The sequence below is a fragment of the Achromobacter sp. Marseille-Q0513 genome, assembly GCF_018195695.1.
Lineage (GTDB): Bacteria > Pseudomonadota > Gammaproteobacteria > Burkholderiales > Burkholderiaceae_B > Achromobacter.
In genome coordinates, this window is sequence record NZ_JAGTJY010000568.1 from 1 (window position 1) to 411 (window position 411).

Annotated in this window: 1 protein-coding gene; it reads right to left on the reverse strand. The window is 59.1% G+C overall.

What is annotated here, in order from left to right; translation table 11 throughout:
- Positions 1–45: 45 nt before the first annotated feature.
- The coding region (locus KDH83_RS31785) for a regulatory protein GemA (protein ID WP_212323166.1) at positions 46–411 on the reverse strand (366 nt) is incomplete at its 5' end.

Below are 411 nucleotides of genomic sequence, written 5' to 3' on the forward strand. Positions count from 1 at the left end.
GTTCCGGGTATCCATCCGGGAAGTGCATCATCGTGCTCTCTGGCTTCATGGTTTCTCCCTCTTATCGAGTGCTGTTTTCAGTGCATCCCAAGCAGTTTGCATGGGGTCAAAGGTCTGCCGGGTTTGCGCCAGGCCGACCGTGGAGCGCAGCCCGGTCAGTTCCTCGTCGCTCACTGTGACGCTGCCGGTCTTGATCGCTTCCGATAAGGTTTGAGCCATTTCCCTCACCTGGCCAGGCAGGTAGCGCATGGCCCACTTCTTCAAAGTCTCGATGAGGGCTTCCGTCTGGTTGCCGTTCGTCCATTGCAGTGCGTCCACCTTGGCGATGCGCTTCACATAAGCCGCCAGGGCTTCCTCGGATGGGTTCTTCACCGCGCCCAACTGGTGCAGGAACAACCAGAGGGCGCGTAC